Here is a 21,538-nt window from a genome sequence, read left to right as displayed (position 1 = left end):
ACCGTGTCAGAATTCCCGCAGAAACTCGGTTATCAATTCTGCAGTTGGTTCTTCGTCAATGACGCCAAGGTGCGACACGCCGGGCAGCAGGTGATAGCTGCCGCCCGAGTTTTCCGCTGCCAACATCGGTTCGTAGCGATCCGCCACGAAGGCTTCGTCCTCGGCTCCGGCGATCAGCAGAAACGGCGGCAGCGCGGCGATTTCTGACAGATAGTCGTTGCGCGGTGCGTAGGAAGTATTCAGCCGGAAGGAGTAGCTGGTCGTCGCCGTCTGGCCGAGCGGACCGTCCAGCACCGATTGCGGGAACGCGAACTGGATGACCGGCAGCCCGTTCAGCGCGGTAACACCGACATTGTTGAGCATGACCAGCCCGATGATCCGGCGAATGAACGGTTGCGCCCAGCCACCGGAATCCGGCCGCATGCTCGGCGCCTCGTGATGGACGTAAGGTGCGATGAGGATAGCGCCTGCAAACATGTCGCCATAGGCGCCGGCGGTAAGGCGGATGGCCAATCCGCCGCCGGATGAATGACCAGCAATTACAATACTCTGAGAAATTTTCCTAACCTGCAATATCAGGTCGGAGAGATCGTCCTCGTATTGGCCAATGTAATCGATGTCGCCGCGCCTTTCGGGATTCACCCCGTGACCGCGCAGATCCGGCAGGACGACATCGGCGGCGCCTGCCTCAGCGATACGGCGCGCCAACCCGTCATAGGCGAGACCGTGCCAGCCCGAACCGTGCACGAAGACCAGCAGCGGCGCGCCCTCGCGGCCGGACGCATAGGATCGGTACAAGAGTTCGGTCCCGTCGCGGGCGGTGAAGGTCTCAAGCGGCGCAGCGGGCGTATCGGACGCGCCGAGCGCGGTGAAGTCAAGACCGCCCTCGACGCTCAGTAATGATGGTCGTTGCGAAGCGATCAGGCCAAGCGCGATGGCCAGATAGATAACCACCGAGACTGCGAGAAAGACAAGAACCCGGCGGACCATTAAAATCTCCTATGTGCGGCCTACCACCACTTATGCGCGTCGAAGCGTCCGGCCGCCTGCTCGATCACGTGGGCGGTGCGGAACAGCGTTTCCTCGTCGAATGGCTTGCCGATCAGTTGCAGGCCGAGCGGCAGGCCGCGATGGTCGAGACCGGCGGGCACGGCGATGCCCGGTAATCCGGCCATGTTCACCGTCACCGTGAAGATGTCGTTCAGATACATTTTCACCGGGTCGGACGCCATGTCCTGATCGGCGACGCCGAACGCGGCCGACGGCGTCGCCGGCGTCAGGATGGCGTCGACGCCATCGGCGAACACGGTCTCAAAATCGCGTTTGATCAACGTGCGCACCTTCTGGGCGCGCAGGTAGTAGGCGTCGTAGTAGCCCGCCGACAGCACATAGGTTCCGATCATGACACGACGCTTGACCTCGGCACCGAAGCCGGCGGCGCGGGTTTTCTCATACATGTCGATGATGTCGTTGCCGGGCACGCGCAGGCCGTAGCGCACGCCGTCATATCGGGCGAGGTTGGACGAAGCCTCCGCAGGCGCGACGATATAATAGGCGGGCAGCGCGTATTTGGTGTGCGGCAGAGTGATGTCGACGATCTCGGCACCGGCGTCCTTCAGCCAGGCTATGCCTTTTTGCCACAGCGCCTCGATCTCCTCGGGCATGCCGTCCATGCGGTATTCCGCAGGGATGCCGATCTTCATGCCCTTGACCGAGCCGTCAAGCGCGGCCTCGTAATCCGGCACTGGGATGTCGACCGAGGTAGTGTCCTTCGCATCGACGGAGGCCATCGACTTCAGCATGATCGCCGCGTCGCGCACGTCACGGGCGAGCGGACCGGCCTGATCGAGCGACGAGGCAAATGCGACGATGCCCCAGCGCGAGCAGCGGCCGTAGGTCGGCTTGATACCGACTGTTCCGGTGAGCGCGGCCGGCTGACGGATCGAGCCACCGGTGTCGGTCGCTGTCGCGCCCGCGCAAAGCCGCGCCGCAACAGCGGCCGCCGAACCGCCGGACGAACCGCCCGGCACCAGATCGCGGTTGGAGCCCTCGGCGCGCCACGGGTTGATCACCGGGCCGTAATGCGACGTCTCGTTGGAAGAGCCCATCGCGAACTCATCCATGTTGAGCTTGCCGAGCATGACCGCGCCGTCGGCCCAAAGATTCGCCGTGACCGTCGATTCATAGCGCGGTTCGAAACCATCGAGCACGTGGCTGCAGGCCTGGGTGTGAACGCCTTCGGTGGCGTAGAGATCCTTGATGCCAAGCGGAATGCCCTCAAGCGCGCCGGCGCGGCCAGCCGCGATGCGCTCGTCAGAGGCGCTTGCCATGGCGCGCGCCTTGTCCGGTGTCACCGCGACATAGGCGTTCAGCGCGGAGTTGGCGGCATCAATGGCGGCCAGATAGGCGTCCGTCAGTTCAACGGCGGTGAACTCCTTGGCGGCCAGCTTGTCGCGCGCTTCGGCAATGGTGAGGCTGGTCAGGTCGGTCATGCGGTCAGCTTCTTCTCGTAAAAGACATTGAATTTGGTGTCTGGATAGTCGGCAAAGACGCCGCAGCGCGAAAAGCCGCAGCGTTCATAGATGGCCCAGGTGTCATTGAAGGGCGTTGTGCCGCCCGTCTCCAGCTTCAGTTCGCCAAGACCGCGGCCGCGCGCCTCGTCCTCGATAGCGTCCAGCAGCTTGCGGCCGATGCCGGTCCCCCGCGCCGCCGGTTTGGTGTACATGCGCTTGACCTCGCCGAAGCCGCCATCATGCAGTTTCAGCGCCCCCATGCCCACCGCCGCGCTAGCGGCATTGCGTGCAACGAACAGGACCGTGTCCGGTCCGGCCATCTGGTCGACCGTCATCTGGAACTGGAACTCGCGCGGCGACAACGGGATAAGATAGTCGTTGAGCGCGCCGACCATGTCACGCACCTCGTCCTGCATTGGCGTTTCGCGGGCGATTGTCACCGCCATGTCTCGCTACTCCACCACCTTGGGCACAAGAAAGAAATTGTCCTCCGACGCCGGCGCATTGGCCGTCACGTCGTCGGCCTTGTCGCCGTCATTGACGGTATCGACGCGCTTTTTCATGCCCATCGGCGTAACCGAGGTCATCGGCTCGACACCGTCGACATCCACCTCGTTCAACTGCTCCACGAAACCGAGGATGGCGTTGAGTTCGCCCTCCATCTTCGCCGCCTCCTCGTCGGTGACGGCGATGCGGGCAAGCTTGGCGACGCGTTTGACGGTTGCGGTATCGACGGACATCAACTTCTCCGGGCGGTAAAGGGATTGCGCCCGCTATAGCCTTGGCGATTGCGCGGCGCAATATGAGCGCGCCACGCGGTGCCTGGCGACGGGATCGTCACAGGGTGACCGGCTTGCCGATCTTCGGCACCAGCACTTTTGACGCCTCCTCTTCCATCGCGGCAAGGAAGGTGTCGGCATCGGCGTCGATGACCGGAAACGAGCCGTAGTGGCACGGTACGATTCCGGAGAAGTTGAAGTAGCGGCGGCAGGCGATGGCCGCCATGGCGCCGCCCATGGTGAAGCGGTCGCCGATCGGCACCAAGCCGATATCGGGGCGGTGGAACTCCGCGATCAGCGCCATGTCGGAGAATATGTCGGTGTCGCCCATGTGGTAGACCGTCGGCTCGTCCTTGAAGTGCAGGACGAGGCCGGCCGGATTGCCGAGATAGATATTGCCACCCTCACCGGTCTGTGACGAAGAAGAATGCACGGCGTTGACGAAAGTCGTCGTGAATCCCCCGCAATCGACCGTACCGCCATGATTGCCGGGATTGATTTTACTTTCTTTGACGCCCTTGCCGACCAGATACATGCAGATCTCGAAATTGGCGACCAGCATGGCGTCGGTCTCTTTCAAAATCTCCAGCGCATCGCCGATATGGTCGTCATGGCCATGCGTCAGGAGCACGTGTGTCACGCCGTCTGCCGGCTCCTGCCAGCCGCCGTCCCAAGCCGGATTGTCGATGAGAAACGGATCGATCAGGATAGAGGCTCCACCAGCATCGATGCGGAATGCGGAGTGGCCGTACCAGGTCAGTTTCATATTCGTATCTCCTCGTCAGGGGGGTGCGAAAAAGGTAAGACCCACGACCATAGCCGCGAGCATGACGCAAGGATGGCATGACTGAAATCGCTTTGGATAACATTACGCAAGCACTTTCGCCCAGCCAGACCGTCGCCGGCCTTGATCTGGGCACAAAGACAATCGGGGTAGCGGTCAGCGATCGCGGCTTGTCGCTGGCCTCGCCGCGCCCGGTGATCAAGCGCATGAAGTTTACCGCCGATGCCGAAAGGCTGTTGGTACTCTTCGAAAAGGACAATGTCGGCGCAATCGTGCTCGGTCTTCCGCTCAACATGGACGGCAGCGAGGGGCCGCGCGCGCAGGCGACACGCGCCTTCGCCCGCAACCTTGCTCGAAAGACCGACCTGCCGCTCGCCTTCTGGGACGAACGCCTGTCGACGGTTGCCGCCGAACGTTCACTGTTGGAGATGGATGTGTCGCGGGCCAAGCGTGCCGAGCGGATCGATTCAGCCGCAGCGGCCTTCATATTGCAGGGCGCACTGGACCGTATCTACTCGGCGGGAACCTGAACCGGATCGGCCGGTTCGCTCGCGGTTTCCACGCTCCGGGCGGTCTTGCGCTCCTGCCACCATTGGCGGATCCGCCGACGTTTGCGGAACGCGACGAAGCCAAAGATCAGAAACGTGTCGAAGATACAAGCCTTCAGGAACAGGCCCGGTATCGTTGCCGGATCTATTCCGAGGATCGATCCGTATATGTGAAACACCAAATCGTGCAAATCGCGGCTAAGAAAGGTCATGCCGAAACTGACGTTGTAATAGGACAGACCGTACCAGCCCCAGAACAGCGTCAATGGCAGAAACCACAGCCAGAACAGGTAACGGATCATGATGCCTCGCCTTTCTGAGTCTGGCGGCCAATGTCCGCAAGCTTCGCGCTGGTGATCGCCATCTGCGTCGACACCCGGTAGGCGAACCTGTCATTGTCATTGCCGTGTGCAGGCATCGCCGGCCTCCGCCCCAGCGCGAATTCCGCGCTTCCTGAAGCGATCATCGAGACCAACGTCGTCAGGTGCATGACGAGCAACGCGGGCAAAGCCAAGCCATCGCCGGCAAACAGCATCACGAGCGCAACCGCCGAAATCGACGCCAGCGTCGCACAATAAGCGACCACCATCGAAAACACGCGCCCCGCCGCCTCGTCCCGGTCGGTCGAGACGGCAAACATCAATGCCCAGAGCATCGCTGCAAACAGCGCGGATGCGGCAATGGTAAGCACCATGCGCATCGCCTCGGCCTGCAGACCCGGCGCGACATGCGCCATCAGTGTCGAATGAACCACCGGAAGCACACCCGCGTCCTGGCCGGCCGCCGGCAAGCCAAGAACGCCGGCTGCGATCATGATCACGATCCAGCTTGCCAGAATACTGCCTGAGATTATGCGCCGCATGGTGCTCCCGCCTGTCTGAGCGGACTATCGGTTGGTTGTTGTCGGGCCGCAATCTTTACTGTCTGTTAACCTTAACGGAGGTGAATACTGTGAGTTGCGGTCGCCTTCGCCTTGATGCATCACGCCAAGGCTCTTCCAACCTCCGGGTACTCCGCATGTTGACGATTTTCTCGACCATCATTCCAATCTTCGCCCTGATCCTTTTCGGCAATCTACTGCGTCGCCTGGACAGGTTTCCCGCCGATTTTTGGCGCGGATTGGAGCTTCTTTGCTACTATGTCCTCTATCCGGCGCTGCTGTTCATCGCGATTGTCCGGGCCGACTTTTCCGACCTGACCTTCGATGCGATTCTGATCGCGATGGCGATTGGCAGCATCGTGATCGCAGCGTTCAGCCTTGCTGCTTGGCCGTTGTTGCGCGACCGGTTGGGCATCGGTCCGCCAGCGTTTTCTTCCGTGTTCCAGACAACGGTCCGCTGGAACGGCTTTATCGCCTACGCAGTAGCGGAGAAGCTCTATCCGGCCGAGGGCGTAGCCGTGGTCGCCCTGGTGATGGCGATTGTCATCATCCCCATTAATATCGAGTCGGTGGCGGTTGTCGCATGGTTCACCGACAAATCGCCTAACATCGGCCGCGTATTGCGCCAAATTGCCATTAATCCGCTGATCATTGCGGCGGGTTCGGCACTCGTGGTGCGCAGCCTGCCATTCGAACTTCCGGTTCCGGCAATGGAATTCCTAGACTATCTGGCTCGAGCCGCCCTCGGCATTGGCCTGGTGGCGATCGGTGCCGGCCTGAGACCGAGCGATGTGTTGCGGCCCAACCTGATGGTCTTCTACACGTCGCTAAAGAAGCTCGTCTTGTTTCCCGTGCTGATTGTCGGCACTGCGATTCTGATCGGTATTGATGGCCCGCAGCTGTCCTATCTGGCTCTGTGCGCAGCGGTTCCGACTGCCATGAATGGCTATGTCCTGGCGCGGCAACTGGGCGGCGATGCCGAACTCTATGCCGCGATCGTCACGTGTCAGACCGCGGTTTCGTTCTTGTCCATCCCGGCGGTACTGGCGGTGACCGCTCAGTTTTCGGGCGGATAAAGCGCTTCGAGAATGCGCGCCGCATCGAAGCGCGCATCGAGCATTCCGTAGCTCATGCGCCATGTGCCGCCGAGACGCGTCTCGGCGAATGCATCGGCAAGCCGACCCGCGCCGAGCCGGTAGAGTTCGGCAGCTGCGGCCGCCATCGCCAGTTGTTCGATTACCAACCGTGCGGCACCTTCGTCGGAGCGCGCCAAATCGAAGGCCGCATTGAGCACGTCGAGCGTCGCGCCGGCTCGGCGGCCGAGTTGATCGGAGATTTGCTCGATAATCATGTCAAAGAGTTCGGGTTGACGGCGATAGACCCTGAGCAGGTCCAGCGCCATCACATTGCCGGAACCTTCCCAGATCGAATTGACCGGCGCCTCCCGGTAGTGACGCGCCAGCACGAAATCCTCGGTGTATCCGTTGCCGCCGAGGCACTCCATCGCTTCGCCGATCAATGGCGGTGCGATCTTGCAGACCCAGTACTTGACCACCGGTGTCATGGCGCGGGCATAGGCCGCCTCGAACTCGTCCTGTTCGGCAAGGTCGAATGCGCGCGCCAGCCGGAAGGACAACACAGTCGCAGCGGCTGTGTCGATTGCCATGTCGGCGAGCACCCGCACCATCAGCGGCTTGTCGATCAACGGCCCGCCAAAGGCGCTGCGGTGGCGCGCGTGATGCACCACCTCCGACATGGATGCACGCATCAGGCCAGCCGATGCAATGGCGCAGTCGAGCCGTGTCAGGGTCACCATTTCGAGGATCGTGCGAACGCCTGCCCCCTCCTCGCCGACGATCTGGGCAGCGGCGGAGTGGAATTCGGCTTCTGACGACGCATTGGACCGGTTGCCGAGCTTGTCCTTGAGGCGCTGCAGTTGGATGCCGTTGGGTTGGCCGTCGGGCAGGATGCGCGGTACGAGGAAGCAGCTCAGACCGTCCGGCGCCTGGGCGAGCATCAGGAACGCATCGCACATCGGTGCCGACATGAACCACTTATGCCCGGTGATCCTGTAGATGCCCTTGCCGGCGCGCTCGGCCCGTGTGGTGTTGGCATTGACGTCTGTGCCGCCCTGCTTCTCAGTCATGCCCATGCCGATCGTCAGCCCGGCCTTGTCGCCCGGCGCCTTGATCGTTGAATCGTATTTGCGCGAAACCACTCGAGGCACCCAGCTACGCGCCAGATCCGGACTCGCCAGCAAAGCGGCGACCGACGCATGGGTCATCGTCACTGGGCAAAGATGCCCGGTCTCAAGGCCGGCCATCATGTAAAACGGGATCGCCCGGCGCACGTGCCCGGCAGCGGCTGCCTCCTCCTTGCGTTCCCACACCGATCCGGTCAGCCCCCAGCCGGCCGAACGGCGCATCAGCGCGTGATAGGCGGGATGAAACTCGAGCCGGTCGATTCGCCGGCCATGCCGGTCATGGGTATGCAGTTTCGGCGGCTCCGCATTCGCCAGCCGGGCTAGGTCGATCGCTTCCGCCGACCGCACGAAAGCGCCGATCTGATGCAGTTCGGTCATGTCGGCGTTGCCATAGCCAGTCGCGTAATGCGACAGCAGCGGATCGTCCCTGAATGCGCTTCCGCCCAAGGACGGCGTCTGGTTCGTAATTTCGTGTGTTTCGTTCACCACGGCACGGCCCCAACCCAAAACCCTCTGACTTCGCTATTACATTAACTGTGAACGTCGCGGTTGTATCCACCCCGAAACCACACAACAATTTTCGCGGAATCGGCAAACCCACCGCTGCAATACTTGCCGGGCGGGCGAATCGGACATAGACGTGTGGCCCGACATGACCGCGAACCTAGAACCGCCGATCTATCCGCACCGCCACCTTCTCGGCATCACCGGTCTTTCCTACCCCGAAATCCAGACACTTCTCGACCGCGCCGACGGCGATGTGGGCGTATCGCGGCAACGCGAGAAGAAGAAGACGATTCTGCGCGGGCGTACCCAGATCAACCTCTTCTTCGAGGCGTCGACGCGCACCCAGGCCTCGTTCGAACTGGCGGGCAAGCGGCTCGGCGCCGACGTCATGAACATGTCGGTCGCCTCGTCCTCGGTCAAAAAGGGCGAAACGCTGATCGACACGGCGATGACGCTCAACGCCATGCGACCGGACATCCTGATCGTCCGGCACTCGGCGGCAGGAGCCGCCGCGCTCCTCGCCCGCAAGGTCGGCTGCGCCGTCATCAACGCCGGCGACGGCGCGCATGAACACCCGACACAGGCGCTGCTCGACGCACTGACCATCCGCCGCGCCAAGGGCCGCCTCGATGGCCTCATGGTCGCGATCTGCGGCGACATCCTGCATTCACGCGTCGCCCGCTCCAACATCATCTTGCTCAACACGATGGGTGCGCGGGTGCGCGTCGTCGGCCCGTCGACGCTGATGCCGCAGGCCGTCGAGAAGATGGGCGTCGAACCCTTCACCTCGATGAAGGACGGGTTGGCCGACGCCGATGTGGTGATGATGCTGCGCCTGCAGCGCGAACGCATGGGCCAGGCGCTGGTTCCTTCGGTTCGCGAGTATTTCCGCCACTACGGCCTCGACGCGGCAAAACTCGCTTACGCCAAGCCCGACGCGCTCGTGATGCATCCCGGCCCGATGAACCGCGGCGTCGAAATCGCCTCCGACATCGCCGACGGCCCGCAGAGCGTGATCGAGGAGCAGGTGGAAATGGGCGTCGCCCTGCGTATGGCGGTTATCGAAGCCTTGCTGGATGCGCGCAAGAATGACGACGGTGACGGCGCATGACCGGCCTTTCGATCTACCAGAACGCGCGCATCGTCGATCCGTCCCGGGATCTGGACGCGGTTGGCGCGCTGGTGGTGCGCAACGGCAGGATCGAGGCCGCCGGGCCCGAGGCGGCCAACCAGGGCACGCCGGAGGGTGCGACGGTCGTCAACTGCCGCGGCCTCGCAATCGTTCCCGGGCTTGTCGACATGCGGGTGTTCATCGGGGAACCGGGCGGCGAATACCGCGAGACCATCGCCTCGGCAAGCGCGGCGGCGGCGGCCGGCGGCGTCACTTCGCTGGTCATGATGCCTGACACCGAGCCCGTGATCGACGACGTTGCGCTGGTCGAATTCGTGCTGCGCACGGCACGCGAGACCGCGCGCACCCGCGTTTTCCCGGCAGCGGCGATCACCAAGGGCCTTGCCGGCCGCGAGATGACGGAAATCGGCCTGCTGCTTGATGCCGGCGCGGTGCTGTTTACGGACGGCAGGCAGACGATTTCCAACGCCGCCGTGATGCGCAACGCCATGCGCTATGCGCGCGATTTCGGCGCAATGATCGCCCATGAGACGCAGGACGCCGATCTTTCGGCCGACGGCGTCATGAACGAGGGACTTTTCGCAAGCTGGCTGGGATACTCCGGCATTCCGCGCGAGGCCGAACTGCTGCCGCTGGAGCGCGACCTGCGGCTCGCCGCGCTGACCGGCAGCCGCTATCACGCGGCCATGATCTCCGCCGCCATGTCGGCCGATGCGATCCGCGCCGCCAAGGACCGGGGCCTCGATGTTTCGGCCGGCATCTCGGTCAACCATCTGACGCTCAACGAGAACGACGTCGGCGAGTACCGCACCTTCTTCAAGCTGTCGCCTCCGCTGCGCGGCGAAGACGACCGCCGCGCGATGATCGATGCGCTGAACGACGGAACGATCGACGTGATCGTGTCGGCGCACGACCCGCAGGATGTCGACACCAAGCGCCTGCCCTTCTCCGAAGCCGCCTCCGGCGCCGTCGGGCTGGAAACACTGATGGCTGCCGGGTTGCGCCTCGTTCATTCCGGCGACGTCAGCCTGAAGCGTTTGATTGCCGCCATGTCGACCGGGCCGGCGAAGCTGCTCGGCATCGAGGCAGGCACTCTCGCGCCCGGCGCATCCGCCGATTTCGCGGTTGTCGACCTTGACATGCCATGGGTCCTCAGCCCCGACATGTTGCATTCGAAATCCAAGAACACGGCATTCGACGAAGCCCGCTTCAGCGGCCGGGTGGTTCAGACAGTGGTTGCGGGCGAGACCGTTTACAGCGCATAAATGCCGGACGTCGCAACTTGCCGCAACGGACACCATGGACTTCACCGCCGCACCGCCATTCATCCCTCTTGCCGCGCTTGTCGGCGGCTATCTGTGCGGATCGATACCCTTCGGTTTGATCCTCACGCGTATGGCCGGCCTCGGCGATGTCCGCACGATCGGTTCCGGCAATATCGGCGCGACCAACGTGCTGCGCACCGGCAACAAGGGACTGGCCGCGCTGACCCTACTGCTCGACGCGCTCAAGGGTACGCTTCCGGTGATGCTGGCGCGGCAGTTCGGTGGCATGGAGGCCGCTGTGCTCGCCGGGCTCGCTGCATTCATCGGCCACCTTTACCCGGTCTGGCTCGGCTTCAAAGGCGGCAAGGGCGTGGCGACTTTCGCCGGCATCTCGCTCGGCTTCTCATGGCACGTGCTTGCACCCTTTGCGATCGTGTGGATCGCGATGGCGTTCATCTTCCGCTATTCCTCGCTTGCCGCGCTGACCGCGAGCGTGGTGACCACGGCGAGCCTCTTCTTCGTTGGCGAGACGGGCCTCGGCTGGGCCTACGTTCTGCTGACGGCAATCGTCTTCTGGACCCATCGGCAAAACATATCGCGCCTGCTCTCCGGCACGGAAAGCAGGATCGGCCAGAAGAGCTGACCGGTGGCGGACGGGCGTCAGGAAAACGACGCCCCTGCCCGCTTCGTGCTGTCCGATCGCCAGCGTCTCGCATGGCTGCGCCTTTACCGCTCCGACAATGTCGGCCCGGCAACGTTTCGTGATCTGATCACCCATTGCGGCTCCGCCGAGCTGGCGCTGGAAATGCTGCCGGAACTGGCGGCGCGCGGCGGACGGCTGAAGTCAATCCGCGTCCTGCCGCAGGAAGACGCAGAGGCTGAGTTGGACGCCGCGACCCGCCATGGCGCGCGTATCGTCGGATTCGGCGAGCCGGATTATCCGGAGATGCTGCGATTGGCCGATCCAGCGCCGCCGCTAGTCACCGTTATGGGCGGTGCGGCCGTGTTCTCGAAACCCTGTGTGGCAGTTGTTGGCGCCCGCAATGCGTCGATGGCCGGCAGGAAAATGGCGCGCATGCTGGCCGGCGACCTGGGAACGGCGGGCTATGCGATTGCTTCCGGCCTGGCCCGTGGCATCGATGCCGAGGCCCACAAGGCCGCGCTCGCAACCGGCACCATCGCAGTCCTTGCCGGCGGTATCGACAAACCCTATCCGCCTGAGAATGAGGAGCTGCTGGAGCGGATCGCTAACTCGGACATAAGTGCCGTGATCACCGAGATGCCGTTCGGCTGGGAGCCGCGCGCACGCGATTTCCCGCGCCGCAACCGGGTGATCGCGGCATTGTCGCTCGGGCTCGTCGTCGCCGAGGCGGCGATGCGGTCCGGCTCACTAATCTCGGCGCGCTACGCCGGCGAGATGGGCCGTCTGGTGTTCGCTGTGCCCGGCTCGCCGCTCGATCCCCGCGCCCAGGGCGCCAACGCGCTGATCCGCGACGGCGCGATCCTGACTGCCTCTGCGGCCGATATCCTCGAAGCCCTTGCACCGATGCGCCCGCCGGAGTCGCCTTCGCCAAAACAGGCACGGGAGCCCGAACACACACTCTCGATACCACCGGGCGACAACGATCGCGCCCGCGTCGTCGAATTGCTCGGGCCCACCCCCACCGACATTGACGACATCATCGACCAGACGGGGCTAACACCGGCTCAGGTCTTCCTGACGATTCTGGAGCTTGATCTGGCGCAGCGTATTGAGCGCCACTCAGGAAACCGCGTCTCGCTCCTCGCACCGGATTGACTCACGCTCGCGTCTCGGTTGTTCGCGCGCCAATAGTTCTGCGGCTTCCATCTGCGCCATCCCAAGGTAATAGGCGAGCGTCGGCATCTCTTCGCGCTCGGCGATCTGCCGCAATTCCGCGATCAGCGAAGTCAGATAGTCCAGTTGGCCGGCATTGTCCTGCGAGGTTTCCATCACAGCTCGATCCCCTGGTTTTCGCGTGCAAATCCGACCTTCCGCAAAGTAGCACAACAGCTTTAGATTGCAAAATGTAATGATGCAACTACTGGGTGTATTTGCCGATTTCCCTCTTGACCAATTCGCGCCATGCCGCCATGTCCGAAGCCGAAGCGGCTGAAGTCTGCCGAAATTTACCTCTAAAACTGCTGCGCATCATGGACGTCGTAATCGTCGAATCGCCCGCCAAAGCGAAAACAATCAACAAGTATCTGGGTTCGGGCTACAAGGTACTGGCCTCGTTCGGCCATGTCCGCGATTTGCCCGCAAAGGACGGATCGGTCCTGCCTGACGAGGACTTTTCAATGTCCTGGTCGGTCGACACGGCGTCCAACAAACGGCTGAACGAAATCGCGGCTGCCGTCAAATCCGCCGACACTCTTTTCCTCGCGACCGACCCGGATCGCGAAGGCGAAGCGATCTCCTGGCACGTGCTGGAAGTCCTCAACAAAAAGAAGGCGATCAAGGACAAGCCGGTCCGCCGCGTCGTCTTCAATGCCATCACCAAGCAGGCCGTCACCGAGGCGATGGCCAACCCGCGCGACATCGACATGCCGCTGGTCGACGCCTATCTGGCGCGCCGCGCGCTCGACTATCTGGTCGGCTTCACGCTCTCGCCGGTGCTGTGGCGCAAACTCCCGGGCGCCCGTTCGGCCGGTCGCGTCCAGTCGGTGGCCCTGCGCCTCGTCTGCGACCGCGAAAGCGAGATCGAACGTTTCATCGCCGAGGAATACTGGCAGATCGCCGCCCACCTGAAGACCGGTGCCGGCGAGGCATTCGTCGCCCGTCTGACGGGTTTCGATGGCAAGCGCGTCACCAAGATGGATATCGGCAACGCCGATCAGGCCAATGCGGTCAAGGCGATGCTGGAGTCGGCTGCCTTCCGCGTCGAGTCCGTCGAAGCGAAGCCGCAGCGGCGCAACCCGGCGCCGCCGTTCACCACGTCCACGCTGCAGCAGGCGGCGTCCGCGAAACTCGGTTTCGCCCCGGCCCGCACCATGCAGGTGGCCCAGCGGCTCTATGAGGGCATCGACATCGGCGGCGAGACCGCCGGCCTGATCACTTATATGCGGACCGACGGCGTGCAGATGGCGCCGGAGGCGATCGAGGCCGCCCGCGCCGCCATTGGCGCCGGCTTCGGCGACCGCTACGTACCCGACAAGCCGCGTCATTATTCGACCAAGGCCAAGAACGCCCAGGAAGCGCACGAAGCCATTCGGCCGACCGACTTCACCCGCAGCCCCGACAAGTTGCGCGGCGCTCTGGATGCCGACCAGTTGAAGCTCTACGACCTGATCTGGAAGCGCGGCATCGCCAGCCAGATGGCGTCGGCCGAACTGGAGCGTACCACCGTCGAGATCGCCGCGTCCGGCGACGGCAAGACAGCATCGCTGCGCGCCACCGGCAGTGTCGTCAAGTTCGACGGCTTCTTTGCCGCCTATACCGAACATCGCGACGACATGAAGACCGACGCCGATGACGAGGACGACTCAAACCGCCTTCCCGCCATGGCGACCGGCGAGACGCCGTCGCGCGACCGTATCGAGGCCACGCAGCACTTCACCGAACCACCGCCGCGCTTCTCGGAAGCTTCGCTGATCAAGAAGATGGAGGAGCTGGGCATTGGCCGGCCGTCGACATATTCGGCGACGCTGACGACCCTGCGCGACCGCGAATATGTCCGACTGGAAGGCAAGAAGCTGTTGCCCGAGGCCAAGGGCCGGCTCGTCACTGCGTTTCTCGAAGGCTTCTTCGAGCGCTATGTCGAATACGACTTCACGGCATCGCTGGAGGAAAAGCTCGACGACATCTCGGCCGGCAAGCTTGCCTGGAAAGATGTCTTGCGCGCTTTCTGGAACGAGTTCTCCGCCCATGTCGACGAGACCAAGGAATTGCGCATCACCGATGTGCTGGACGCGCTCAACGAGCAGCTCGAGCCACTGGTCTTCCCCAAGCGCGAGGACGGTTCCGACCCGCGCATATGCCCGAAATGCGGCACCGGCAAGCTCAGCCTGAAGCTTGGACGCTATGGCTCCTTTGTCGGCTGCTCCAATTACCCCGAATGCGGCTTCACCCGCCAGCTTGGCGAGGAAGGCCCCAAGGATGGCGAGGCCGAACTCGCCGACGGCCCGAAGGTGCTCGGCACCGATCCCTATACCGACGAGGAAATCACGCTGCGCACCGGGCGCTTCGGCCCTTATGTGCAGCGCGGCGAAGGCAAGGAAGCCAAGCGCTCCAGCCTGCCGAAGGGCTGGAAGGTCGAAGACATCGCTCACGAGAAAGCACTGGCGCTCTTGTCGTTGCCGCGCGATGTCGGACAGCATCCGGAAAGCGGCAAGATGATCTCGGCCGGCCTTGGCCGCTACGGGCCGTTCGTCCTGCATGACGGCACATACGCCAATCTCGAATCGATCGAGGACGTTTTCGCCATCGGCATCAACCGCGCCGTCACCGTGATCGCCGAGAAAATGGCCAATGGCCGAGGCCGCGGGCGTTCGACGCCGGCGGCCTTGAAGGAACTCGGCGAACACCCGGAGGCCGGCGGCCCGATCACTGTGCGCGACGGCCGCTATGGCCCCTATGTCAATCACGGCAAGATCAACGCCACCATCCCCAAGGGCACCGATCCGATGTCGGTTACGCTTGATGATGCCGTCAAGCTGATCGCCGAGCGGGCCGAGAAGACCGGCAAGAAGGTCGGCGGCGCGACTAAGAAGGCTGCGGCGAAGAAACCCGCCGCCAAAAAGACACCGGCGAAGAAAAAGGCACCGGCAAAAAAGAAGACCGCCGCGAAAGCCGATGGCTAAGGCGCGGGCGCGCCGCAAAGGCGACCCAAAGCCGGCCCCGCGCGGCCGGACAGCGCATTTGCCGACGCGCGACGACGTGGTCGCCTTCATCCGCGACAACCCGGACCGCGCCACCAGGCGCGACGTCGCCAAGGCGTTCAACCTGAAGGGCGATGACCGGGTCGCGCTGAAACACCTGTTCAAGGAACTGGAAGAAGACGGCGTGTTCCAGCGGCGCGGCAAGCGCCTCGTAGCCGCTGGCGCGCTGCCGCAGGTCATGGTGCTCACCATCACCGGACGCGACCGCGATGGCGGACTTCTCGCCCGGCCCTACGAATGGGACGAAGCCGAACAAGGTTCGCCGCCGCTCGTCGCCATCCGCACCCCGCGCCGCGGCCGCAATCCGCAACCGGCCGCCGGCGTCGGCGACCGTGTGCTGGCGCGTATCGCCGCACCGGATGAACCCGGCGGCGTCCATGCCGCGCGCGTGATCAAGAAACTTGAGAAAAAGCGCGGCGCGATCCTCGGTGTCATCCGCAAGCTCGATGACGGCGGATACCGGCTGGAGCCGGTCGACCGCCGCCAGCCGGAACTGATCGTCGACAAGGACCAATTGGCCGATGCCAGCACCGGAGATCTTGTCGAGGTCGAGGTGACGCGCAGCGGCCGCTACGGCCTGCAGCGGGCCGCTGTCACGCAGCGCGTCGGCTCGTTTGCCTCCGAGAAAGCCGTGTCGATGATCGCGATCCACGCGAACGGCATCCCGCACGTCTTTCCCGACGCCGTCCTCGACCAGGCGAAGGCGGCAACGCCCGTCAATCCGGACAAGCACCACGAGGACTGGCGCGGCCTGCCGCTGATCACCATCGATCCCGCCGACGCCAAGGATCACGACGACGCCGTTCATGCCGAGCCGGACCCCGACGTCGCCAATCCCGGCGGTCATGTACTGACCGTCGCCATCGCCGATGTCGCCCACTATGTCCGGCCAGGCTCGGCGCTCGACCGCGAGGCGCTGAAGCGCGGCAACTCGGTCTACTTCCCCGACCGTGTCGTGCCGATGCTGCCCGAGCGCATCTCCAACGATTTGTGCTCGCTGCGCGAGGGCGAGGACCGCCCTGCGCTTGCCGTGCGCATGATCTTCGGCGCGGACGGCCGCAAGCGCAGCCACACGTTCCACCGCATCGTCATGCGATCGGCCGCCAAACTCAGCTACCAGCAGGCGCAGGCGGCAATCGACGGCGCCACCGACGACAAGACGGGACCGCTCCTGGAGCCGGTGCTCAAGCCGCTGTGGGATGCCTACCGCTGTCTCTCCAAGGGCCGGCAGGCGCGCGGGCCTTTGGAACTGGACCTGCCGGAACGCAGGATCATCCTCGACGAAAACGGCATGGTCGACCGGGTTGTCGTCCCCGCCCGCCTCGACGCGCACAAGCTGATCGAGGAATGCATGATCCAGGCCAATGTCGCCGCCGCCGAAACGCTTGAAGCCAAGCGCCAGATGCTGGTCTACCGGGTGCACGACCAGCCCTCGATGGCCAAGGAAGAGGCGCTGCGCGAGTTCCTGAAGACGCTCGACATCTCGCTGGCGCGCGGCGCGCAATTGCGTCCGTCTGCGTTCAACGTCATCCTGGAAGCGGTCAAACACACCGACCACGCCGCGCTGGTAAACGAAGTGATCCTACGCAGCCAGACCCAGGCCGAATATGCACCGGAGAACTACGGCCATTTCGGCCTCAACCTGCTGCGCTACGCGCATTTCACCTCGCCGATCCGCCGATACGCCGATTTGATCGTGCACCGCGCGCTGATTCGCGCGCTCGGTCTTGGCGACGGCAAGGACGGGCTGCCCGATGTCAGCCTCGACCAGTTGCGCGAGATCTCGGGACTGATCTCGACCGCTGAACGGCGCGCCTCCGGCGCAGAACGCGAGACCGTCGACCGGCTGATCGCCCATCATCTGGCCGGCAGTGTCGGCGAGGTTTTCGACGGTCGGGTCGCCGGCATCTCGTCGGCCGGGGTGTTCGTGTCGCTACCGGCCTATGGGGCCGACGGTTTCGTGCCGGCCTCGACACTTCACGACGATTACTACCACTACGACGAGACGTCGCACGCCATGATCGGCGAGCGTTCGGGCGAAGGCTACCGGCTCGGCGATCCGGTCTCGGTCAAGATCATCGAGGTGCTGCCGCTCGCCGGCGCCATGCGCTTCGAGATGGTCTCGGAACCGCGCAAGCTTGGCAACGGCACGCGATCGTTCCATAAGGCCCGCCAGGGAAGAAAGCCCGGACGCGGCAAGCCGGCGCGCCGAACACGGCCCGGAACTGGAAAGGCACGAAGGCGATGAGCGACACCATCCATTTTCCGGCAGACGAAACAGAGCGCCCGGTCATGTTGTCGGTCAGGCGCGGCATGTCCAATCGCTGCCCGAAATGCGGCAACGGCCGTCTGTTCGACCGATTCCTGAAGCCGGTCGACAACTGCCCGACCTGCGGCGAGGAGATGCACCACCAGCGCGCCGACGATTTGCCGCCCTATTTGAACGTGTTCATTGTCGGCCACGTCGTTGTCGGCGGCTTCACGCTTGCCGAGGTGATGACCGACTGGTCGGCGTGGTTGCACCTCGCCATCTGGGCGCCGCTGACGATCGTTCTGGCACTGGTGCTCATGCAACCGCTGAAAGGCGGCGTGATCGGCTTCCAGTGGGCAAACCGGATGCATGGTTTCGGCGGAGAGGATGACTTCTCCGCCCTGGAGTCCCACGGGGCGCATGACTAGCCGCCTCAACGTGCCAACCAGCGGCGAAGCGCCCTATGTGCGCCCGCGCGACGCCGCAACGCTCATCCTGCTGCGCGGCGGCGTCTCCAATCCGGAAATCCTGATGGGGCGGCGCAGCCAGGCAATGGCCTTCATGCCAGGGCTTTACGTCTTTCCGGGCGGGCGGCTGGAGCGCGCCGACTTTACCGCTCAGCGCATTGGGCGCCTGCACACCGCGGACGAAAAAAGATTGGTCGGTGGCATGGGTTCGCGCGGCAACCGTGCGCGCGCCGAGGCGCTGGTCATGTCGGCGATCCGCGAAACGCATGAAGAAACGGGCCTGTTGTTGGGCCGCAGCGCCGAGCCTGCAAAACGCCGCCGCCCGGCGCCGCATTGGCGGCCCTTTGCCGAACACAGGGTCGCGCCCGACCTCGCCGGCGTCCGCTACCTCGCGCGTGCGATCACCCCGCCCGGAAGGGTACGCCGCTTTGACACGCGATTCTTCGTCGCCACCGAAGACATGATCGCCAATGGCGGCAAGCCGGTCGCCAGCCCCGACGAAGAGCTGGAAGAAGTCGCCTGGGTGCGCCTTTCCGACGCCTACAACCTCAAGATCCCGCCGATCACCGGGGTCGTCCTGGATATCCTCGCGCAGCGGCTGAAGGACGATCCCGAACTGACCGACGCACCGCCGGTCCCATTCTATCGGGTCGTGAACCGCAGTTTCATCGACACCCCGGAATGACAGCTTGACTTTTCGCGCGCGATCCGTAGTTTCCGCGCAAATTCGCCGACGGTCTTGCGAAGGCTCGTGCTCGGCTGGCTCTCAGAAAATCAAGGTAAAAGACCATGGCAAAGGCCACGACGATCAAGATCAAATTGCTGTCCACCGCAGACACCGGCTATTTCTACACCGCCAAGAAGAACAGCCGCACTTTCACTGAGAAGATGGTGAAAACCAAATACGACCCGGTTGTCAAAAAGCACGTCGAGTTCAAGGAAGCCAAGATCAAGTAAGGCTTCGCGCATCGCGCTACCGGAACCGCCGCTCGCAAGACCGGCGGTTTTTTTGTTGGAGAAAGGACGCCTGATGCCGATTAGAGTGCGCCGGCCCGCGCGGTCCGAACTGCCGGAAATCGTGCGTCTTTGGCACGCGGGCTGGATGGAGGCGCATGCCGCGATCACGCCGCTGGCGCTCACACGGCTGCGCACGCCCGACGATTTCGCCAGACGCGGAAACCGCCATTTCGACGCGATGCGGGTTACCGGACCGAAGGGCAGCCCCGACGGCCTGTGCATCATCAATGGCGACGAACTCGACCAGCTATACGTGGCACCGCAGGCGCGCGGCGCCGGAACTGCGGCGGCGCTTGTGCGCGACGCCGAAGCCAGGCTACGCGACAACGGCATTTCGGGGGCGCGCCTGCTCTGCGCCATCGGCAATGACCGTGCGGCACGTTTTTACGAGAAGATGGGCTGGCGACACGCCGGCACGGTCGTCGCCGAGCTCGAAACGGACGAAGGCCCGTTCGAGCTTGAGACCTGGCTCTACGAAAAGGATCTCTGATCAGGCGGCCTTCGAGACGACGCGGTTGCGGCCGGCACCCTTGGCCTCGTAAAGCGCCTCATCGGCGCGCTTGAGTAGCGCCTTGGCGCTGTCGTTCTCGGCGGCATCCAGGCTGGTGACGCCGATCGACACCGTGACACCCACATTGCGTGCGCCGTTCTCGATCTTGAAGCCAACCGCCTCGATCTGTTCGCGCAGACGCTCGGCGACTTCCATGGCCACATGCGGCAGCGTGTCCGGCATTACGATGACGAACTCTTCGCCGCCATAGCGGCAGGCGAGATCCATGCCGCGCACATTGATGCGGATGCGCCTCGCGAATTCCCGCAGGATATCGTCGCCTGCATCGTGGCCGTAGGTGTCGTTGACCAGCTTGAAGCGATCGATGTCGGTGATGAGCAGCGACAACTGCTTCCCGCGATTGTGGGCGCGGGCGACCAGTGTTTCCAGATGAGTATCGAGATAGCGCCGGTTGTGCAGCCCGGTCAGCCCGTCCGTCACAGCCATCTCGATCGACGCGGCGACATTGTCGCGCAAACCGTCATGATAGCGCTTGCGGCGCACCTGGGTGCGCATGCGCGCGATCAATTCGTTCGCGTCGACAGGACGGACTATGTAGTCGTTGACACCGAGCTCCAACGCCCGGCCAATCAGGCTTTCGTCCTCGCTGTCAGCAACCAGGATAATCGGCGAGAACCGCGTCCGGTCGAGCGAGCGCAATTGCGAACAGACGCGCAGCGAATCGAATTCCTTGAATGTCGCGGCGACAAAGATGCAATCATAGTTGCCGTCGGCGGCGTGCAGCACGCCTTCCTGCGGGTCTTTTACGTGTGTGAGCGCCGCATGGCCGCGCAGCGCCTTGCCAAGCTTCTCGAAAGACACCTCGCGATCATCGATCACCAGCAGGCGCGGCCGGTTTTCCGTCCCCTCGTCAGACGGCCGGAACAGTTCTTCAAGCCCGATGTCGCGCGCTGTAACCGCCCGCAGCCGCAGTTCGTCGGTCAGCATTTTCAGCCGCACCAGGCTGCGCACCCGGGTCAGAAGCTGCATCTCGTTGACCGGCTTGGTCAGGAAATCGTCGGCGCCCGCTTCAAGACCGCGAATACGATCCTTCATCTCGTCCAGCGCAGTGACGATCACCACCGGGATATGCGCGGTTTCGGCGCCCGACTTCAGCTGCTCGCACACCTCGAAACCGTCGATCCCCGGCATCATGATATCGAGCAGCACCAGATCGATGGACATGGCGGAGCAAATCTCCAGCGCCTGCTCGCCATCGGCGGCGGTCAGCACATCGAAATACTCCGACAAAAGCCGGGTTTCGAGCAGGTTGCGGTTCGCCTCGATATCGTCGACGACCAGAATGCGTGCAGTCATGGCGCGGTCCTGTTGCGGGCCTTCAGGCGTCGCCAAGATACGAGCGAATGGTTTCTATAAATTTAGGAACCGATATCGGTTTTGAGATGTAGCCCTCGCAACCGCCCTGCCGAATGCGCTCCTCGTCACCCTTCATGGCAAACGCCGTGACCGCGATCACCGGTATCGCATGCAGTTCGTCGTCGTCCTTCAGCCACTTGGTCACTTCGAGCCCGGAGACCTCAGGCAACTGGATATCCATCAGGATAAGGTCGGGCCGGTTGGCGCGGGCGAGATCGATTGCTTCGAGACCGTTGCGGGTCCGCACGGTTTCATAACCGCAGGCCTCGATCAGATCGCGAAAGAGCTTCATGTTAAGCTCGTTGTCCTCGACAATCATCACCTTCTTCGCCATCGTTCCCACCATGTCCTTTTCAGCAAGTCGCT

Annotated in this window: 23 protein-coding genes; 12 read left to right on the top strand and 11 right to left on the bottom strand. The window is 63.5% G+C overall.

The features are described from left to right. Nucleotides 1-6: 6 nt before the first annotated feature. The 5 genes from ACO06R_RS09800 to ACO06R_RS09780 form a co-directional block, all read right to left on the bottom strand. On the bottom strand, nt 7-990 hold the full coding sequence (locus tag ACO06R_RS09800) for an alpha/beta hydrolase (protein WP_421859094.1): 984 nt from the start codon (nt 988-990) through the stop codon (nt 7-9). A gap of 20 nt (nt 991-1,010) precedes the next feature. Beyond that, nucleotides 1,011-2,492: an Asp-tRNA(Asn)/Glu-tRNA(Gln) amidotransferase subunit GatA gene (gene gatA, locus ACO06R_RS09795; protein WP_421859092.1), complete on the bottom strand. Its 1,482-nt coding sequence runs from the start codon at nt 2,490-2,492 to the stop codon at nt 1,011-1,013. Continuing rightward, nucleotides 2,489-2,959, bottom strand: a complete 471-nt coding sequence (locus tag ACO06R_RS09790; RefSeq protein WP_421859089.1) for a GNAT family N-acetyltransferase — start codon at nt 2,957-2,959, stop codon at nt 2,489-2,491. The genes gatA and ACO06R_RS09790 overlap by 4 nt, the downstream gene beginning before the upstream one ends. A gap of 6 nt (nt 2,960-2,965) precedes the next feature. Then, nucleotides 2,966-3,253 carry an Asp-tRNA(Asn)/Glu-tRNA(Gln) amidotransferase subunit GatC gene (gatC, locus tag ACO06R_RS09785; protein WP_421859086.1) on the bottom strand — a complete coding sequence of 96 codons (288 nt, stop codon included), beginning with the start codon at nt 3,251-3,253 and terminating at the stop codon, nt 2,966-2,968. A gap of 97 nt (nt 3,254-3,350) precedes the next feature. Next, the gene (locus ACO06R_RS09780; RefSeq protein ID WP_421859083.1) at nt 3,351-4,058 is read right to left on the bottom strand and encodes a metal-dependent hydrolase; all 708 of its coding nucleotides are present in this window, start codon (nt 4,056-4,058) and stop codon (nt 3,351-3,353) included. Nucleotides 4,059-4,135: 77 nt separating this feature from the next. Here ACO06R_RS09780 and ruvX point away from each other — a divergent pair, with 77 nt between their 5' ends. Next, nucleotides 4,136-4,606: a Holliday junction resolvase RuvX gene (gene ruvX / locus ACO06R_RS09775; protein WP_421859080.1), complete on the top strand. Its 471-nt coding sequence runs from the start codon at nt 4,136-4,138 to the stop codon at nt 4,604-4,606. On the opposite strand, the gene ACO06R_RS09770 is transcribed toward ruvX, so the two are convergent. Both ACO06R_RS09770 and ACO06R_RS09765 read right to left on the bottom strand, forming a co-directional pair. Then, nucleotides 4,588-4,926, bottom strand: a complete 339-nt coding sequence (locus ACO06R_RS09770; RefSeq protein ID WP_421859078.1) for a DUF6105 family protein — start codon at nt 4,924-4,926, stop codon at nt 4,588-4,590. The two genes, ruvX and ACO06R_RS09770, sit on opposite strands and share 19 nt — an antisense overlap. Next, nucleotides 4,923-5,486, bottom strand: coding sequence for a hypothetical protein (locus ACO06R_RS09765; RefSeq protein ID WP_421859076.1), 564 nt, complete (start codon nt 5,484-5,486; stop codon nt 4,923-4,925). Before ACO06R_RS09765 ends, ACO06R_RS09770 begins: the two co-directional genes overlap by 4 nt. A gap of 38 nt (nt 5,487-5,524) precedes the next feature. On the opposite strand from ACO06R_RS09765, the gene ACO06R_RS09760 reads away from it, so the two are divergent. Continuing rightward, nucleotides 5,525-6,580 carry an AEC family transporter gene (locus ACO06R_RS09760; protein WP_421859073.1) on the top strand — a complete coding sequence of 352 codons (1,056 nt, stop codon included), beginning with the start codon at nt 5,525-5,527 and terminating at the stop codon, nt 6,578-6,580. Here ACO06R_RS09760 and ACO06R_RS09755 read toward each other — a convergent pair. Beyond that, nucleotides 6,562-8,193, bottom strand: a complete 1,632-nt coding sequence (locus ACO06R_RS09755) for an acyl-CoA dehydrogenase family protein (RefSeq protein ID WP_421859070.1) — start codon at nt 8,191-8,193, stop codon at nt 6,562-6,564. The genes ACO06R_RS09760 and ACO06R_RS09755 overlap by 19 nt on opposite strands. A gap of 166 nt (nt 8,194-8,359) precedes the next feature. Between ACO06R_RS09755 and ACO06R_RS09750 the strand changes: the two genes are divergently transcribed. The 4 genes from ACO06R_RS09750 to dprA are packed head-to-tail and all read left to right on the top strand — an operon-like array spanning nt 8,360 to nt 12,409. Beyond that, on the top strand, nt 8,360-9,325 hold the full coding sequence (locus ACO06R_RS09750) for an aspartate carbamoyltransferase catalytic subunit (protein ID WP_421859067.1): 966 nt from the start codon (nt 8,360-8,362) through the stop codon (nt 9,323-9,325). Further along, on the top strand, nt 9,322-10,611 hold the full coding sequence (locus tag ACO06R_RS09745; protein WP_421859064.1) for a dihydroorotase: 1,290 nt from the start codon (nt 9,322-9,324) through the stop codon (nt 10,609-10,611). Before ACO06R_RS09750 ends, ACO06R_RS09745 begins: the two co-directional genes overlap by 4 nt. Nucleotides 10,612-10,645: 34 nt before the next feature. Next, nucleotides 10,646-11,254 (top strand): glycerol-3-phosphate 1-O-acyltransferase PlsY, encoded by a 609-nt coding sequence (gene plsY / locus ACO06R_RS09740; RefSeq protein WP_421859062.1) that lies wholly within the window; start codon nt 10,646-10,648, stop codon nt 11,252-11,254. 3 nt (nt 11,255-11,257) lie between these two features. Beyond that, nucleotides 11,258-12,409, top strand: a complete 1,152-nt coding sequence (gene dprA / locus ACO06R_RS09735; RefSeq protein WP_421859059.1) for a DNA-processing protein DprA — start codon at nt 11,258-11,260, stop codon at nt 12,407-12,409. Here the strand turns inward: dprA and ACO06R_RS09730 are convergent. Further along, the gene (locus tag ACO06R_RS09730; protein ID WP_421859057.1) at nt 12,374-12,583 is read right to left on the bottom strand and encodes a hypothetical protein; all 210 of its coding nucleotides are present in this window, start codon (nt 12,581-12,583) and stop codon (nt 12,374-12,376) included. The two genes, dprA and ACO06R_RS09730, sit on opposite strands and share 36 nt — an antisense overlap. A gap of 200 nt (nt 12,584-12,783) precedes the next feature. On the opposite strand from ACO06R_RS09730, the gene topA reads away from it, so the two are divergent. The 6 genes from topA to ACO06R_RS09700 all read left to right on the top strand — a co-directional run bounded on the left by topA (nt 12,784) and on the right by ACO06R_RS09700 (nt 19,735). After that, nucleotides 12,784-15,432, top strand: a complete 2,649-nt coding sequence (topA, locus tag ACO06R_RS09725) for a type I DNA topoisomerase (RefSeq protein WP_421859054.1) — start codon at nt 12,784-12,786, stop codon at nt 15,430-15,432. Continuing rightward, complete coding sequence (rnr, locus tag ACO06R_RS09720; protein WP_421859052.1) at nt 15,425-17,758, top strand: ribonuclease R; 2,334 nt, start codon at nt 15,425-15,427, stop codon at nt 17,756-17,758. Before topA ends, rnr begins: the two co-directional genes overlap by 8 nt. Further along, nucleotides 17,755-18,189, top strand: a complete 435-nt coding sequence (locus tag ACO06R_RS09715) for a DUF983 domain-containing protein (protein WP_421859050.1) — start codon at nt 17,755-17,757, stop codon at nt 18,187-18,189. Before rnr ends, ACO06R_RS09715 begins: the two co-directional genes overlap by 4 nt. Next, the gene (locus tag ACO06R_RS09710; protein ID WP_421859047.1) at nt 18,182-18,913 is read left to right on the top strand and encodes an NUDIX hydrolase; all 732 of its coding nucleotides are present in this window, start codon (nt 18,182-18,184) and stop codon (nt 18,911-18,913) included. The genes ACO06R_RS09715 and ACO06R_RS09710 overlap by 8 nt, the downstream gene beginning before the upstream one ends. A 104-nt stretch (nt 18,914-19,017) precedes the next feature. Then, nucleotides 19,018-19,185 carry a 50S ribosomal protein L33 gene (rpmG, locus tag ACO06R_RS09705; RefSeq protein ID WP_421859045.1) on the top strand — a complete coding sequence of 56 codons (168 nt, stop codon included), beginning with the start codon at nt 19,018-19,020 and terminating at the stop codon, nt 19,183-19,185. A gap of 73 nt (nt 19,186-19,258) precedes the next feature. Then, nucleotides 19,259-19,735, top strand: coding sequence for a GNAT family N-acetyltransferase (locus ACO06R_RS09700; RefSeq protein ID WP_421859043.1), 477 nt, complete (start codon nt 19,259-19,261; stop codon nt 19,733-19,735). On the opposite strand, the gene ACO06R_RS09695 is transcribed toward ACO06R_RS09700, so the two are convergent. Both ACO06R_RS09695 and ACO06R_RS09690 read right to left on the bottom strand, forming a co-directional pair. After that, nucleotides 19,736-21,112 (bottom strand): PleD family two-component system response regulator, encoded by a 1,377-nt coding sequence (locus ACO06R_RS09695; RefSeq protein ID WP_421859041.1) that lies wholly within the window; start codon nt 21,110-21,112, stop codon nt 19,736-19,738. It lies immediately after the preceding gene. 22 nt (nt 21,113-21,134) lie between these two features. Further along, nucleotides 21,135-21,491 (bottom strand): response regulator, encoded by a 357-nt coding sequence (locus ACO06R_RS09690; RefSeq protein ID WP_421859324.1) that lies wholly within the window; start codon nt 21,489-21,491, stop codon nt 21,135-21,137. Nucleotides 21,492-21,538 lie beyond the last annotated feature (47 nt).

The sequence above is a fragment of the Oricola sp. genome (assembly GCF_965230365.1).
GTDB lineage: Bacteria > Pseudomonadota > Alphaproteobacteria > Rhizobiales > Rhizobiaceae > Oricola.
Note: the sequence above shows the minus strand (reverse complement) of the source record. Positions and strands in the feature narration are given on the sequence as shown.